This window comes from Novosphingobium sp. CCH12-A3 (assembly GCF_001556015.1).
Taxonomy (GTDB): Bacteria; Pseudomonadota; Alphaproteobacteria; order Sphingomonadales; family Sphingomonadaceae; genus Novosphingobium; species Novosphingobium subterraneum.
The window spans coordinates 24241-38753 of the sequence record NZ_LSIA01000312.1; the positions used below are offsets into that span (position 1 = coordinate 24241).

Here is a 14513-nt window from a genome sequence, read left to right on the forward strand (position 1 = left end):
GGCCTCAGACTCCGAGATGGCCGGGGATGCGCAGGTGCCGACGTCCGACGTCGACGAACTGCGGGTCGCGCTTGGCCGCCCACACAGCGGCAAAGTGGCCGACGGCCCAGACCGCAAGGCCGACCAGCCAGAGGCGCAGGCCGAGACCGAGGGCTGCGGCGAGCGTGCCATTGAGGATGGCGATGCTCCGGGGTGCGCCGCCGAGCAGGATGTGCTCGGTCAAGGCGCGGTGAACCGGAACGGTGAAGCCAGGCACGTCGCCGCCGCTCTCGATCGGTCCGGCCATCAGACGAGCGCTCCGCCGCCGAAGCTGAAGAAGCTGAGGAAGAACGAACTGGCCGCGAAGGCGATCGACAGACCGAAGACGATCTGGATCAGGCGCCGGAAACCGCCGGACGTATCGCCGAAGGCCAGCGTCAGGCCGGTGACGATGATGACGATGACGGCGAGGATCTTGGCGACCGGTCCCTCGATGGATTCGAGGATCGATTGCAGTGGGGCCTCCCACGGCATCGAGGAGCCGGACGCGTGGGCGGCGGGCGCCAGCGCGAGGCTGACGAACGCGACGGCCGCGAACGTGCGGATGTGGCGCTGAATGCGCAGGACGTGACGGATCATGAGGGGTCTCCTTCGGGGGGCTGGGTTGCGGGGGTGACGCGGTAGTCGCCGCTGGGTCCGAGCCCCTCGACGCGGCCGAGTTCGGCGAGACGTCGGTTCGAGCCGCGTCCGGAGAGGACGGCGACGAGGTCGATCGTCTCGGCGATCAGCGCGCGCGGGACGGTGACGACAGCTTCCTGGATGAGCTGTTCGAGGCGCCGCAGCGCGCCGAGCGCGGTGCCGGCGTGAATCGTCCCGACACCACCCGGATGGCCGGTGCCCCAGGCCTTGAGCAGGTCGAGAGCCTCGGCGCCGCGTACCTCGCCGATCGGGATGCGGTCAGGCCGCAGGCGCAGCGAGGAGCGCACGAGGTCGGACAGCGTCGCGACGCCGTCCTTGGTCCGCATGGCGACGAGGTTCGGCGCGGCGCATTGCAGCTCGCGGGTGTCCTCGATCAGGACGACGCGATCCGAGGTCTTGGCGACCTCGGCGAGCAGCGCGTTGGTGAGCGTGGTCTTTCCGGTCGAGGTGCCCCCGGCGACCAGGATATTGCGGCGGTCGGCGACGGCCTGACGCAGGATCTCGGCCTGCACGGGGGACATGATGCCGGCGGCGACGTAATCCTGCAGCGTGAAGACGGCGACCGCCGGCTTGCGGATGGCGAAGGCCGGGGCCGCCACGACGGGCGGCAGCAGGCCCTCGAACCGCTCCCCCGTTTCCGGCAGCTCGGCCGAGACACGCGGATTGCCGATATGAACCTCGGCGCCGACATGGTGCGCGACCAGGCGCACGATCCGCTCGCCGTCCTCCGGCGACAGCGTCTCGCCGGTGTCCGACAGCCCCTCCGAAAGCCGGTCGATCCAGAGGCGGCCGTCGGGGTTGAGCATCACCTCGACGACGCTGGCGTCGCTCAGGAATCCGGCGATGGCGGGGCCAAGGGCCGTCCGCAGCATGCGGGCGCCTCGAAGTATCGCTTCAGATTTCTGGTGCGAATCGGCCACGTTGTCCCCGTTCTTTGCGGGACCGCGTCAGGCCGCCCCTGGATCGGGGATGAGTAAGAGAACCGGAAATCGGCCCTCGGCAACAGGTGTCAGGGCGTAGTAGCAGTGTAGCGTGCAGAGACAGGGAAACGGAGGAACTGCCGATTACTTGAGTTGCCGCAATCGCTGCTTATTGCGCGTCGCGCGCGGGCTCGATGTCCTCCGAAATCTCCTGACGGAGCTTTGGCCCCTTGGCGAGTCGGCGGCCGAGCGCAGCGACGAAGGCGTCGTAGCGTTCTCCAGCCTGTGCCCGGGCGGCGGCCTGGGCCGGTTCGGGCAGCGGCGGGTTCGAGGTCAGCCAGAAGCGCACGAACACCGCCAGCATCTCGACCGAAATCCCCATGTCGCGCTCCATGCGGGTCATGCGGCGGTCGAGCTGGTCGAGGCGTTTGGTGGTCGCCGCTTCCTGCCGCTCGGCCGCGTCCGGCGACAGGAAGGACGCGATCGCTGCCTCGGCGACCAAAGAGCGCGATTGATCGCGGCGTGCGGCATGGGCGACGAGCGCCTTCATCACCTCGGGTTCGAGATAGACCGACAGGCGCTGTTTCTTCGACGGATCGGCCATGGGCGTCTCACAGCTCCATGCCGTCGTTCGGGTCGAGCGAGACCTGACGCGCGACGCCCTGCATCACCTGGTTGGCGCGGCTGATCCGAGCGGCATCCTCGTCGGCGTCGTCATCGAGCCCCACCTCGAATTCATTGTCGATCGGCGCCTTCTTCTCGACGGGCGCTGCGCGGTTCAGCTCGGGCTGATGGCGTCGCTCGGAGCCGGTCGGATCTTCGTCGCCAGCGTCGGCCGCCGCGTCGGCCCCGGCGAGCGCGGCGACTGGGCGGGCCGGAACCGGCAGCCTGGTCCAATCGTCGGAGCTGGGTCGGTTCGACTTGGCGAGCGTCGGTGGCGCGACGATCCGCTCCTTGAAGCGTCGGTCCTCGAAATAGCGGGCCTTCTTCGCGCGGATCGGCGGCGTGCCCGCGACCATGACGATCTCGTCGGCCGGCGGGAGCTGCATCACCTCGCCGGGGGTCAGGAGCGGTCGCGCCGTTTCCGAGCGCGACACCATCAAGTGGCCGAGCCAGGGCGACAGCCGATGGCCGGCATAGTTGCGCATGGCCCGCATTTCGGTCGCCGTGCCGAGCGCATCGCTGACCCTTTTCGCGGTCCGCTCGTCGTTGGTGGCGAAGCTGACGCGCACATGGCAGTTGTCGAGGATCGAATTGTTCGGCCCATATGCCTTTTCGATCTGGTTGAGCGACTGCGCGATCAGGAATGCCTTCAGGCCGTAGCCGGCCATGAAGGCCAGCGCGGATTCAAAGAAGTCCAGTCGCCCGAGCGCCGGGAATTCGTCGAGCATGAGGAGCAGCCGATGCCGGTTGCCCTTAGCGTGCAAGTCCTCGGTCAGGCGCCGGCCGATCTGGTTCAGGATCAGGCGGATGAGTGGCTTCGTCCTGGCGATGTCGGATGGCGGCACGACGAGGTAGAGGCTGGTCGGATGCTTGGCGCCGACGATGTCTGCGATGCGCCAGTCGCAGCGGCGCGTCACCTCCGCCACCACGGGGTCCCGGTACAGCCCGAGAAACGACATGGCGGTCGACAGCACGCCCGACCGCTCATTGTCTGATTTGTTCAGCAGCTCGCGGGCCGCCGACGCGATGACCGGGTGCGGACCGGCTTCGCCGAGATGGGCCGTCTTCATCATCGCCGCCAGCGTCGACTCGATCGGCCGCTTCGGATCGGAGAGAAAGGCGGCGACGCCGGCGAGCGTCTTGTCCTCCTCGGCATAGAGGACGTGCAGGATGGCGCCGACCAGCAGCGCATGGCTGGTCTTCTCCCAGTGGTTTCGCTTTTCGAGCGAGCCTTCCGGATCGACCAAAATGTCGGCGATGTTCTGGACGTCGCGCACTTCCCATTCGCCGCGGCGCACCTCGAGCAGCGGATTGTAGGCGGCCGATTTCGCGTTGGTCGGATCAAAGAGCAGCACCCGACCGTGGCGGGCGCGGAAGCCGGCGGTGAGCGTCCAGTTCTCGCCCTTGATGTCGTGGACGATGGCCGAGCCCGGCCAGGTCAGCAGCGAGGGCACGACCAGGCCGACGCCCTTGCCCGATCTGGTCGGGGCGAAGCACAGCACATGCTCGGGCCCGTCATGCCTCAGATAGGCGTGGTCGAACTTGCCGAGCACCACGCCATCCTCGCCGAGCAGACCGGCGCCGCGCACCTCGTCGGCGCGGGCCCAGCGAGCCGAGCCGAAGGTCTCGGCGTTCTTCGCCTCACGCGCCCGCCAGACCGACATGCCGATCGCAACCGCGATCGAGATGAACCCTCCGGAGGCGGCGATATAGGCGCCCTCGACGAAGATCGGGGGCGCATACGCATCATAGAAATACCACCACGGGAAGAAGGACCAGGGATAGTAGACCGGCCAGTCGCCGAGCATGAACCAGGCCGGGCCGAGCTGCGGTTGGAAGCCGAGCTTCCAGGCCGTCCATTGTGTGGCGGCCCAGGTCGTCAGCAGGACGATCGCGAAGACGGTGAGGATCTGACCCCAGAGTATTTTCGTAGCAGACATCGACGCTCACCAATTGCATTTTCGCAAATTGGTGAAGAGCTGCGGCGCTATTCAATACGTGTCGTCATCATGTCGTACTGTAGCGCAAGGTAGCGAGAAATTACCGGTCTTCGACCGCCAATACGTGCGATCAACGTTCACAGCACGAACCCGCCATCGATAGTCAGGCTGGCGCCCGTCATATAACCAGCCTGATCGCTCGCAAGGTACGATATGAGGCCCGCAATCTCCGCCGGCTGTCCAACCCGGCGAAGGGGAATCATCTCTCGCAATTGTGGAATCATCCCCGCCGTCATGTCCGTCTCGGTCGGACCAGGCTGGATGTTGTTGACGGTGATTCCACGCGGAGCGAGATCGAGGGCAACGCCCTTTGCCATCGATGCGACAGCCGCCTTGGTCATGGCATAAACGCTGGCGCCCGGTGTGCCTGTGCGGACTGCAGTGTTGCTGCCGATCGTAATGATACGACCTCCGTCGCGCATGTGGCTGGCGGCAGCTTGGATGGCGAGGAAAACGCCCCGAACATTGACGGCCAGCATCAGGTCGAGATCCTCCAAAGTGAAGGCGTCCACCGTTGCTATCCGAATGATCCCGGCATTGACGACGACGACGTCGATCTGTCCAAGAGCCTCCGCGGTTTGCGCCGTGGCAGCTCGGATCGCCGTTGGATCGGCACTGTCAGCCCTTATCGAGAGCGCCGTCCCTCCCGCCGCCTCGATGGCGGAGACGACCTCTGCCGCCTTGTCCGGGCGCGACACATAGGTCAGAGCCACCGCGAATCCGTCTGCGGCCAGTCGCGATGCCGCGGCGGCGCCGATGCCACGCGATCCGCCGAACACCAGCGCTGTCCGGCGTTCCGTCCTTGATCCATTGCTCATGAAGAGTCCTTTCTTGATCGATCAGTGCATAACTAGGTGTGGTTCTACGCAGACCATGCCGATCCCCTAGTGAGATCGCAGGCGGTCGGTGGCGAAGTCGGCCATGCGGCGTAGTTCCTCCAAGCCACCGCCGCCACGCGCGGCAAGCTGAATTCCCGCCATGGTCAACTGAATGAAATTCGCTGCTTCCCCGGGGGTGAAGGTGGGGTCGATCTCTCCATTCGCCTGACCTTCGCTGAGTCGCTCGGCAAGCCGCTTGTTGATGGCCATCCCGACTTTGGTCCTTAGTTCGCGAAGTTCGGGATCGGATGCCCCGAATTCGCCGACCGAATTGACACCCATGCAGCCCATCGTCCTGAGCCTGTCGTCCTCGTCGATGAGTCCGATGAGCAGATCGCGGACGCCGGCTAGTGGTGAAATGGCGCCGTTCAGCCGCTTCAGGTGGCCGCTCGTCGTCTCTCGCTGATAGGTCTCGAGCGCTTCCACATAGAGCCGTCGCTTGTCGCCGAAGGCGTGGTAAAGACTCTGCCGCCCAATTCCCATTGCTTGGATGAGGTCTTCCGTCGACGTGGCGGCATAGCCCTTCGCCCAGAAGGCCTTCATGGCTTCCTTCAGGGCGACTTCCCGATTGAACTCTCGCGGTCTGGCCATGAACGCGGTTTAACCGTTATGCACTGATCAGTCAATAACGGCTCGCATGACTTTCATCGGCGAGCGACGTCAATTCCCTAGAGGCCGATTCCCCGCTGCCGGCCGAAGCTCCAGTCGACGCCGCCGTCGCCGCGGGCGACGCCCGAGACGTGACGGCCGAGCTGCTTTTCAATCGATGGTGTCCAAGGCACAAGGCTGAAGCCCAGGCCATCGTCGATCATGGCGAAGCGGCCGGTCGCGAGCGTGAGGCGCCGCTGATAGGTGCCGGTGACGTACTCGCCGGCCTCCGACTTGACCTGGGGTCGACCGGTCTCGGCGGTGATGCGGGCGGCAACTGCCTCCAGCTCGCGCCGGCGCAGCGTGTCGATCAGTCCGGGCTGGAAGCTGACGCCGCGCTTCTGGCGCTCGGCGAGGCCCTGACCGACGAGATGCTCGGCGCGGCGATCCATGGCGTCGCGCACCTCGGCGCCGAAGCCGCCGCCGAGCGCCACGGGCTCGCGGGCGATGGCCTGCCGGTCGAGCCAGGTCGCACCGGTCGCGGTGACCTGCCGCTCGATGTCGATATCGGAGCGCACGGCGATCGCGACGCGACGACGGCCCTGCGCATCGTCGAACTTGCGCAGCTCGACGATCGAGCCCGGCGCGCTGTCGCCGGCCGCGTCGAGGTCGGGCAGCTTGATATGATGGGTGCGGCCGTCGATGCCGTCGACAACGGCGAACGCCGTGCCCTTCAGCTCGTCGTCGAGCCCGCGCGCGACCAGGCGGCCGATGACGGGATCGTTGAGGCTTTCCGACGCGAGCACGTAGCTCGCGGTGCCGCGTGCGATGCCGCGCTCGGTCAGGCCATGATGGATGCGCTTGATGATGTCGCCGCGCTCGCCCAGCTCGCGCAGCGTCGCCTCGGCCTTCTCGGAGATCGTCCACTGGCCGGGGCCGATTTCATCGGCGAGGCCGAGCCCTTCGAGCTTGCGCAGCCGCCCGACTTTGAGCGCGCGGAATTCGTCTGGCCGGCGATCGGCATGCGGTGCGAGATCGATGACGCCGGTGCGATAGGCATCGCGGGCGAACTGGCGATCGAGATTGGTCCAACGATCGGCGTCGATCTGACGTTCGAGGGTGCGCCGGATCTCCTGATCGGTGCGCGGCCCCAACTCGTGGGTGATGAGGTCGCGCGCCCGGTCGCGCATGCCCTCTTTTATGTAGTCGCGCGAGATGACCAGGTCCGAACCGTCGTCGCGCACGCCGCGCACGATCAGGTGGACATGGGGATGCTCGGTGTTCCAGTGATCGACCGCCGCCCATTCGAGCTTGGTGCCGAGATCCTTCTCCATCTGCCCGACCAGCTCGCGCGCGAAGCCTCTGAGGTCGGACATCTCCACGGCGTCGTCCGGCGAGACGATGAAGCGGAAGTGATGGCGGTCGCCCTCGGCGCGCTCGGCGAACGCCTTGGCGTCGACATCGTCGCCGCCGGGACCGAACATTTGGGCCTTCTCCCCGTCACGGGTGACGCCGTCGCGCTGGAGATAATTGAGATGGGTGGCGAGCGGCGCGTTGCGGCCGCCATGGCGGAGCACACGCGCCTTGATCACCGCGCCGCGCGAGCGCGCCGTGATCAAACGGTTCGCCTGGATCGAGGCGCGTTGGCCGCGCCCGAATCGGGAGCGCGCGCCGGGCCCGATCTTCCCTTGCCGGGATACGCTGCCGCCAGCCCGCTGCGCCGCCGCCAGCGCCTGGGCGATGAAGGGCCGCACCCGCTGGGCGCTGGTTGAACGGATGCGGCCGGGCCGGATGCGGAATTCGTTCTCGTCGGTCACGGCTGAGGCCCCGCACATCGCGCGAAGCCGATGATTTTGTTGATGAAAGCGCCGGAGCGCAGGCTGCGCCGATCAGGCGCACCTCGCGAAATCGCGGCATAAGTCCTTGAAAAAGCACAACCGAACCAAGGCGCACATCGCGCCCTTTTATCCTGCCATCGTGCGGTTGTGCTTGCGGCTTCCCCTCCCGACACCCTCCAAGATGCGCCGTGGTTCGCCGTTGTGCGATGGAGTGCAAACCGGCTCATCGGGGACCTGCAGGGTCTCGCCGGGAGACGAAGAGGCCGCCGGCCGGTGCTGCCTCTGCCGCAGCGTCACGCGGCCGGACTGCGGTGTCGGTGTCGCGCGGTTGTTGTTCGGACTGCGCTGGAGCCGCCGCCGAGACGCGTTCGGCCGCACCGATGAAGAGCGGTGCGCGCGTCCAGGCCAGTGGATCGGCGACGGCAACAGTGACGGTGGCCGCCGTTGGTTCGCCGCCTGCAAGGGGGGCGAGCTGGGCGGCGTAGGCGCGCGTTTCCGCAGGCAATGCGCGACCGCCGGCGAGGAATTCCTCGTAGCGTCCTGGCCCGGCGTTGTAGGCCGAGAGGAAGCCCGGCGAGCCGTATTTGTCGTAGAGTTCGCGCAGATACGCCGTGCCCGCGAGAATGTTGTCGCGCGGGTCGAAGGCGTCCGTGCCGAGGCGATACCGGGTGCGCAGCTCTGCCCAGGTATCGGGCATGATCTGCATCAGCCCCATCGCGCCCTTGGGCGAGATGGCACGCACTTCGTTGGCGCTTTCGACCCGCATGACGGCGCGAATCCAGGCGACCGGAATGCCGAAACGCTGCGAGGCCTCCGCGACGAAGGCAGCGAACGGGCCGCCTGCCTCGGGCTGCGATAGCGGCACCGACTGCGCGAAGCCGTGCGACGTCAGCCCGGCGGCCAGGGACAGGCCGGAAAGGAGAAGGAGGAGCAGCCGGTGAGCGGCGCGGGTTCGCCGCGCGCCGCCCTGGTGCTGCCCCCGCTGCTGCTGCGGAGCGCGCACCGATCAGTCCTCCCTCTGCGGCTTGGTCGGGCGCGTCCAGTGCAGGCCCCAGGCGGAACCTTCGTCGTTCGAACGGAAGAGGTTGGCGCGCAACGGCCGGGGGAAAAGCGGGCTGTCGAACTGCGCGGAGACGTAGTCGCCGGCACGTTCGCCGACGTGTTTCCAGCCGGCGCCGACCTCGACGCCTTCCTCGCTGCCGAGCAGGATTCGGAAGTCCGGCGCGTTCTCGGCGTCCGAGGGTTCGGCGGGAACGAAGACGGCTTCGACGTCGATGCCGAGCGCGAGGATGCGCCCGGCATAACCGCTCCGGGTGCGTGTGAATTGTCCGATCTGGGTCATGGTGGTCTCCTTTGGTTTGGGGTGGACGCGGAAACTCAGTGGGTCGGCGCGCCCCAGACGTAGCGGCCGTCGCCGTCTTCATCGGTCCAGACCGGGAGCGCCCGGCCGATGACGGCGCCGACGGGCATTGGCCCGAAATAGCGCCCGTCCAGGCTGTCGCGGACGGCCCAGTTCATCAGGAAGAGTTCGCCCCCGGCGATGCGGCGGCAGCCCTGCCAGTCGGGCAGCGGACGGCCGAGATGATCGCGGTCGAGCGCGTCGCCCATCGGCGCGCCATCGACCGTGATGGCGTGATCGCGGCGGCAGACTTCTTGTCCCGGAAGGCCCGCGACGCGCTTCATCAGCGGGACGCCGCGGCCGATATAGCCGCGCTCCACCATGAAGTCGGCGAATGCCTCGGGCGCGCGGACGGCGACCAGATCGGTCACCGCGAGGTGACGCGGGTGGTCGATGCGATAGAGCCCGATCGGTGTGCTCGCCGAGGCGTTCCAGATGAAGGTCTTGGGGAACTCGACGAACGAAGCGATCGCGATCCCCATGGTCATGAAATAGGTGACCATAACGTAGCCGAAGCGGCTCATGACCCGACCCTCCGACGCAGGAGGAACGCCCGGTGATGGTCGTGCGTGTAGGTGCGCGGCTGATGGCCGGCGGCCATGCGGTTGTGGATGTGGCGCCAGTGATCCATCGAGACCTCGGCGGGATCGACGCCGATCGCCTCGATGGCGTCGATCATCTGCAGCACGCGCTCGACCTTCGGCCAGCCTTCGACCTTCAGCAGCACATCGGCGCCGGGACGGACGAAGGGAACGGTCTGGCGCGGCTCCACCGGCAGCGTGGCGCGCAGCACGTCGAGAGTGGACGCGACGGTGCCGAAGTCGTTGGCGGCCCAGCGCACGAAGGCGAACACGCTGTCCGGCGCGAAGCGCAGCACGCGCCGCCGACGGTCGAGGATCTGCTCGCCGGCCTCGCGGCCGAACCTGATCCAGTTCTCGACGCGCTTTTCGATCCAGGTGAGTTCGACTTCGGTGAGGATGTTTGGCGGCGGCGTGGTCGGTCTCGGTTCGCCGCGCGCATGGGTGGCGCCGGGGCCGGTCATGTCGCGTCTCCTTCGGTGGCTGGAAATTCGCGCGCGAGCAGCTCGCGCAGCATGTCGGCCACGGTGACGCCGCGCTGGAAGGCGGCGATCTTGATCCGCGCCCGCTGTTCGGTGGTCACGTCGATGGTGAGCCTGGCCGTGAACGCGTTGGCGTCGGTGACGCGGGCGGCGGGCGTGTCGGCTGACTTGATCCAGCTTTCCGGATCGCCCGGTCGGCTGGCGAAGCCGCGCTTCGGAGAGGACACGGTCACGGCGCGATCCTCGCGATCTCGGTGGCGAGTGCGGCGATCTCACGCGCGGCCGGGCTGTCGGCGTCCAGCTCACTGACGAGCCGTCCAGTCTGTGCGGTGTCGGCGAAGGCGACCCGCTGGCCGATCGTCGATGCGAGCAGCGGCGGATCATGGTCGGCAAGCGTTTCGGCCGTCTCACGGGCGATGACGGTGCGCGCAGCGCAGCGGTTCAGCACGAAGCGCGCGGCGAGCTGCGGCCGGTAGATGCGGGCCTCGCTGAGGAGCGAGAGCATTTCGGCGCTCGCCCATCCGTCGAACGGCGACGGCTGCACCGGGATCAGCACTAGGTCGGCGGCGAGCAGCGCCGAGCGCATCAGCCCGGCGACGCGCGGCGGACCGTCTATGATGACGTGGTCGACATCACGCGCCAGCTCGGGCGCTTCCCGATGCAGAGTGTCGCGCGCCAGGCCGACGACGCCGAAGAGCCGCGGCAGGTTCTCGCGCGTCCGCTGCTGCGACCAGTCGAGCGCAGAGCCTTGCGGGTCGGCGTCGATGACCGTGACGCGCTGCCCTCGCTGTGCCCATTCACCGGCAAGATGGAGCGCCAGCGTCGTCTTTCCCACGCCGCCCTTCTGGTTGAGGAGCGCGACGATCATGACGGTCTCCCGGTGATCGGGGACTCGTCCACAACTGCGCAAAAAGCGGTTTGCGTTAGAAAGATTCCGAAGGAATCTAGGTTAGAGAAGTTACGAGGCTCGCAAGTTGCTGATTCAGCGAGCGGATTCGACGATTCCGGTCCCCGATAGCACGAGGATCGGGTCCTCGATGGCACGATGAGTCCGGTCCCTGATAGCACGAGACGATTCACAGCTTATCCCCAGGGTGCATGGTCGAGCGGCGGCGCTGGCGAGAGATGCCGAGCGCGTGCGGGTCGATGGGTTTGAAGGAGAGGATTTCGGGCGCGCCGAGGCACTGCTCGATGGTCAGGCGGTAGCCCGGCAGCGGCTGGCGGCGGACGATGTCGCGCAGGTCGTAGGCGAAGTGCTTGAGCGGCGAGAGCGAACCGGACTTGGCGTGCAGATGCGGGAAATCGAAGCTCCAGCCGAACTCCTGTTTGCCGCCGTGCTTGCGCACGAGGCGGTAAAGCCAGCGCTCCAGTCCGCCCGTCAGGCCGAAATAGTCGCGGTCGATCGTGAGCACGAGCGCGTCGTCAAGGACGGCGGCGTAGAACCAGTCCGGCACGATCAGTTCGAGCCCAAGCGGACGTCCGCGTGCGTCAGCGCGCTCTTTCCACTCGTTGATCCAGGAGAAGCGGTGCAGTCGCCGTTCGGTCGGCTGGCGGATCGACGTCGCCACTGTTGTCGACTGGAGACGGTCGAGCGCGGCCTTGAGCCGGTCATAGTCCCGCAGGCTGACGCCGCGGCCGATGAACTGCAGAATCTCGTAGGGTGTGGTCGCCATCAGACGCGACGGCCGAAGACCGTGGTCGCGCGCCTCAACGATCTGCGAGGCCGCCCAGATCAGCACGTCGGCGTCCCAGATGGTGGCCATGCCGTGCTCGGGGACGGCCTCGACGCGGATGACGATGGAGCCGGCCTTGAAGTTGATCGGCGCCAGCCGCTTCGACTTGCCGAGCGCAAAGAACGGGTACGCCATCAGGTCCTGCGCGTCGCGCGGCGCGAGATCGCCAGGCAGCGCCCGGAAGAGATCGAGCTGCTCGCGTTCACTTCTGTGATGGCGCGCCGACATCCGCTGGCTGCTCAGCGCTGTGGCGCGTGGCTGCCTGCCGCGCCGGTCGGTTCGTGACGCTTCGCCGGCAGGATCGCGTCGCTGTCAGCGGTCGAGTTCTTGGTGCCGCGGTTGGCCCAGGCCTGTAGGTCGGCGATCGCGTAGACGACGCGGCCGCCGAGCTTCTTGAAGGCCGGGCCGGTGCCGTAGGTGCGGTGCTTTTCGAGGGTGCGGCCGGACAGACCGAGGAAACGTGCTGCCTCGGGCGTGCGCAAATAGCGGGGAGGGACTTGGACGGTTGTGCTTTCGGCCATGATCGAAGCTCCGTGCGGTGCTGGGGGGCCGCCGGATGTCGGCGGCGGTTCCAGCGCACGGTCGTTCGCTCAGGCGAGATTCACGATGTCGAAGATTTCCGGGAATAATCGACACCCCTTCGCGCTCTTGGTCAGTATCTGACGAATCACGGATAAAAGTCGCCCATCGGGATCTCGTCGGATCTGCGAACGTGTCGGATGCCAAAGCCGGGCCCAGCCCGCCACTCAGCGGGAAGCTACGATTGATCATCACAAGCGGGGATAGCTGCCCAATAAATCGAATAAAAAGATAATGCGCTGTGAATCGAAACCGAAGACTATCTGCCGGAACTTGATCTATCGGAAGATAGGTAGTATCACATCCTTATGAGTTCCGATGGACCTACCGACACCCGCAACGCCATCATGAAATTTGGCCGTGCCCTGGTTCAGGCGCACGGTTACAACGCGCTGAGCTTTCGGGAAATTGCTAAAGAGGTTGGCGTCAAAAGTGCGAGCGTTCACTACCATTTCCCGACAAAAGGCGATTTGGCAGCGGCTCTCGCGAAAGAATATACCGATCAGGCCGTGAGTTTTTTCCAGTCGTTGGAAGCGTCGGAGAGCGATCACGATCGTATGATCGACGCGTATATCAGTGTCTATCGGGCAGCTCTCGAGCAAGACAACCGGATGTGTCTCTGCGGGATGATGGCTGCTGAATCGGCCGATCTTCCGGCGTTTGTGCTGACTGAAGTCAACCGCTTCGGAGAAGTGAACGCGCGGTGGCTGACGAAAATGCTGTCGAAGAGACACCCCAAAACCTCTCACGAGAAGCTCGAAGCGCAAGCACTGTCAATCTACGCCGCGATAGAAGGCGCCCAACTCGTTGCCCGTGGTCGCGGGGACGTGGCGGTCTTCGATCGTATCATTGCCGCCTACAAGGCCCTGGGCTTGTTCTCTTAAGCGCGCCCTCCAAGATAACCAATCTATCGATTGATAGGCTTGACAGGTGACCAGCCACCCAAATAGAACGTGATCACCTATCTATCGATAGGTAATCATGCGATCAAGCACTCTATAGAGAGGGACGAATGTCTCGGGTTTTCGAACGCCTGACCTCGCTCCGCCGCTCACATCCTCAACTCAACGGAATTTAACAAGGACAGGTCCGATGCATCCTACATTATCAAAAAACTTGGTTCGTCTTGCGGTCGCTCTCGGCTTGGCAGCCGCGACCGTTCTCACGTCTCAGATCGCGCCCACCGCTGCTCTCGCCAAGTCGACCAAGACGAGTGTCGTCGGCGGCTCGTTACATCAATTCGCTAAAACGCAGTTTGTAACGGTCGATGGCACCCGTCTCGCCTATCGACGCTTTGGCAAACAGGGCGGCGTTCCGCTGGTCTTCTTCCAGCACTTCCTGGGCAATATGGACAACTGGGATCCGATGATCACGGACGGTTTTTCCAAGAACCGCGAGGTCGTCATCTTTGACAATGCAGGCGTTGCCGGCTCGGAGGGCCAGGTTCCTCACACGGTTCAAGGCATGGCGAAGTATGGTATCGGCCTGATTGAAGCGCTGCACATCAAGCAGACCGACATCCTGGGCTTCTCGTTGGGCAGCCTCGTCGCGCAGGAGGTCGCCTTTCAGCGTCCGGATCTCGTCCGCAAGGTGATCCTTATCGGTAGCGCGCCGCGCGGCGGCGACGGCATGGCAACTTTGACGCCGGAGTTCCAGGCGATGCTGACGAAGAAATACGAACCGGCAGACACCATCCTGCTGACGACGTTCTTCAACCCGACGCTGGCAAGCCAGGCAGCAGGTCAGAAATTCCTAGACCGCATTCGTCTGCGCACGGTCGATCGCGATGCAAATCCCGGTCCCGATGTATACGGTGCGCAGGTCGCCGCCTTCGCAGCCTGGGGCACACCGTCGGCAAATTCGAACGATTATCTGAAGAGCATCAAGCAGCCGGTTCTGATCGTCAGTGGCAGCAAGGATCTGATCCACTACACCAGCAATTCATATAAGCTGGAGGACAATCTGCCGAATGCCGAACTCGTAGTCTATCCGGACACCAATCACGGTTCCTTCTACCAGTATCCGGAGCTATTCCTGCAACAAGCAACGACGTTTCTTGATCAGAAATAAGCCCTGAATCAGCATGGGCCGGTATTCTCCCGGCTCATGCGCTTTCTTCCTAGATGGCGTCACCTCAAGCTTTGTTCGCCAGACAACGATTTCTCGGACATAAGCGG

General features: G+C 65.4%; 18 protein-coding genes. 2 read left to right on the forward strand and 16 right to left on the reverse strand.

The genetic code is table 11. From position 1 onward, the window contains the following. Nucleotides 1-4: 4 nt before the first annotated feature. From AX703_RS25675 to AX703_RS25750, 16 genes are all read right to left on the reverse strand, one after another. A complete protein-coding gene (locus AX703_RS25675; RefSeq protein ID WP_058457578.1) occupies nucleotides 5-286 on the reverse strand; it encodes a VirB3 family type IV secretion system protein in 282 nt (93 codons plus the stop codon). After that, nucleotides 286-618, reverse strand: coding sequence for a TrbC/VirB2 family protein (locus tag AX703_RS25680; RefSeq protein WP_058457579.1), 333 nt, complete (start codon nucleotides 616-618; stop codon nucleotides 286-288). Before AX703_RS25680 ends, AX703_RS25675 begins: the two co-directional genes overlap by 1 nt. Beyond that, entirely contained in the window at nucleotides 615-1598 is a 984-nt protein-coding gene (gene trbB, locus AX703_RS25685; protein WP_058457580.1) for a P-type conjugative transfer ATPase TrbB, read from the reverse strand. The genes AX703_RS25680 and trbB overlap by 4 nt, the downstream gene beginning before the upstream one ends. A gap of 169 nt (nucleotides 1599-1767) precedes the next feature. After that, the gene (locus AX703_RS25690; RefSeq protein WP_058457581.1) at nucleotides 1768-2202 is read right to left on the reverse strand and encodes a ribbon-helix-helix protein, CopG family; all 435 of its coding nucleotides are present in this window, start codon (nucleotides 2200-2202) and stop codon (nucleotides 1768-1770) included. 7 nt (nucleotides 2203-2209) lie between these two features. After that, nucleotides 2210-4201 carry a conjugal transfer protein TraG gene (locus tag AX703_RS25695; protein ID WP_058457582.1) on the reverse strand — a complete coding sequence of 664 codons (1992 nt, stop codon included), beginning with the start codon at nucleotides 4199-4201 and terminating at the stop codon, nucleotides 2210-2212. 137 nt (nucleotides 4202-4338) lie between these two features. Further along, nucleotides 4339-5079 (reverse strand): SDR family oxidoreductase, encoded by a 741-nt coding sequence (locus tag AX703_RS25700; protein ID WP_156416661.1) that lies wholly within the window; start codon nucleotides 5077-5079, stop codon nucleotides 4339-4341. Nucleotides 5080-5145: 66 nt separating this feature from the next. Next, a complete protein-coding gene (locus tag AX703_RS25705; protein WP_197410198.1) occupies nucleotides 5146-5682 on the reverse strand; it encodes a TetR/AcrR family transcriptional regulator in 537 nt (178 codons plus the stop codon). Nucleotides 5683-5807: 125 nt separating this feature from the next. Next, nucleotides 5808-7544 carry a VirD2 family relaxase/mobilization nuclease gene (locus AX703_RS25710; RefSeq protein ID WP_058457584.1) on the reverse strand — a complete coding sequence of 579 codons (1737 nt, stop codon included), beginning with the start codon at nucleotides 7542-7544 and terminating at the stop codon, nucleotides 5808-5810. A 244-nt stretch (nucleotides 7545-7788) separates the two neighbouring features. Then, nucleotides 7789-8568: a lytic transglycosylase domain-containing protein gene (locus AX703_RS25715; RefSeq protein WP_058457585.1), complete on the reverse strand. Its 780-nt coding sequence runs from the start codon at nucleotides 8566-8568 to the stop codon at nucleotides 7789-7791. Between the two features lie 3 nt (nucleotides 8569-8571). Then, complete coding sequence (locus tag AX703_RS25720; protein ID WP_058457586.1) at nucleotides 8572-8907, reverse strand: DUF736 domain-containing protein; 336 nt, start codon at nucleotides 8905-8907, stop codon at nucleotides 8572-8574. 35 nt (nucleotides 8908-8942) lie between these two features. Beyond that, the gene (locus AX703_RS25725) at nucleotides 8943-9488 is read right to left on the reverse strand and encodes a S26 family signal peptidase (RefSeq protein WP_058457587.1); all 546 of its coding nucleotides are present in this window, start codon (nucleotides 9486-9488) and stop codon (nucleotides 8943-8945) included. Next, a complete protein-coding gene (locus tag AX703_RS25730; protein WP_058457588.1) occupies nucleotides 9485-10006 on the reverse strand; it encodes a DUF2840 domain-containing protein in 522 nt (173 codons plus the stop codon). The genes AX703_RS25725 and AX703_RS25730 overlap by 4 nt, the downstream gene beginning before the upstream one ends. After that, the gene (locus AX703_RS25735) at nucleotides 10003-10257 is read right to left on the reverse strand and encodes a hypothetical protein (protein WP_058457589.1); all 255 of its coding nucleotides are present in this window, start codon (nucleotides 10255-10257) and stop codon (nucleotides 10003-10005) included. Before AX703_RS25735 ends, AX703_RS25730 begins: the two co-directional genes overlap by 4 nt. Further along, on the reverse strand, nucleotides 10254-10892 hold the full coding sequence (gene parA / locus AX703_RS25740; RefSeq protein WP_058457590.1) for a ParA family partition ATPase: 639 nt from the start codon (nucleotides 10890-10892) through the stop codon (nucleotides 10254-10256). The genes AX703_RS25735 and parA overlap by 4 nt, the downstream gene beginning before the upstream one ends. Before the next feature lie 208 nt (nucleotides 10893-11100). Further along, complete coding sequence (locus AX703_RS25745; RefSeq protein ID WP_058457591.1) at nucleotides 11101-11985, reverse strand: replication initiator protein A; 885 nt, start codon at nucleotides 11983-11985, stop codon at nucleotides 11101-11103. Nucleotides 11986-11996: 11 nt separating this feature from the next. Then, nucleotides 11997-12278 (reverse strand): AlpA family transcriptional regulator, encoded by a 282-nt coding sequence (locus AX703_RS25750; RefSeq protein WP_058457592.1) that lies wholly within the window; start codon nucleotides 12276-12278, stop codon nucleotides 11997-11999. A 366-nt stretch (nucleotides 12279-12644) separates the two neighbouring features. Here AX703_RS25750 and AX703_RS25755 point away from each other — a divergent pair, with 366 nt between their 5' ends. Both AX703_RS25755 and AX703_RS25760 read left to right on the forward strand, forming a co-directional pair. Further along, the gene (locus AX703_RS25755) at nucleotides 12645-13220 is read left to right on the forward strand and encodes a TetR/AcrR family transcriptional regulator (protein ID WP_062348312.1); all 576 of its coding nucleotides are present in this window, start codon (nucleotides 12645-12647) and stop codon (nucleotides 13218-13220) included. A gap of 259 nt (nucleotides 13221-13479) precedes the next feature. Further along, on the forward strand, nucleotides 13480-14406 hold the full coding sequence (locus tag AX703_RS25760) for an alpha/beta fold hydrolase (RefSeq protein ID WP_231735709.1): 927 nt from the start codon (nucleotides 13480-13482) through the stop codon (nucleotides 14404-14406). Nucleotides 14407-14513: the final 107 nt, after the last annotated feature.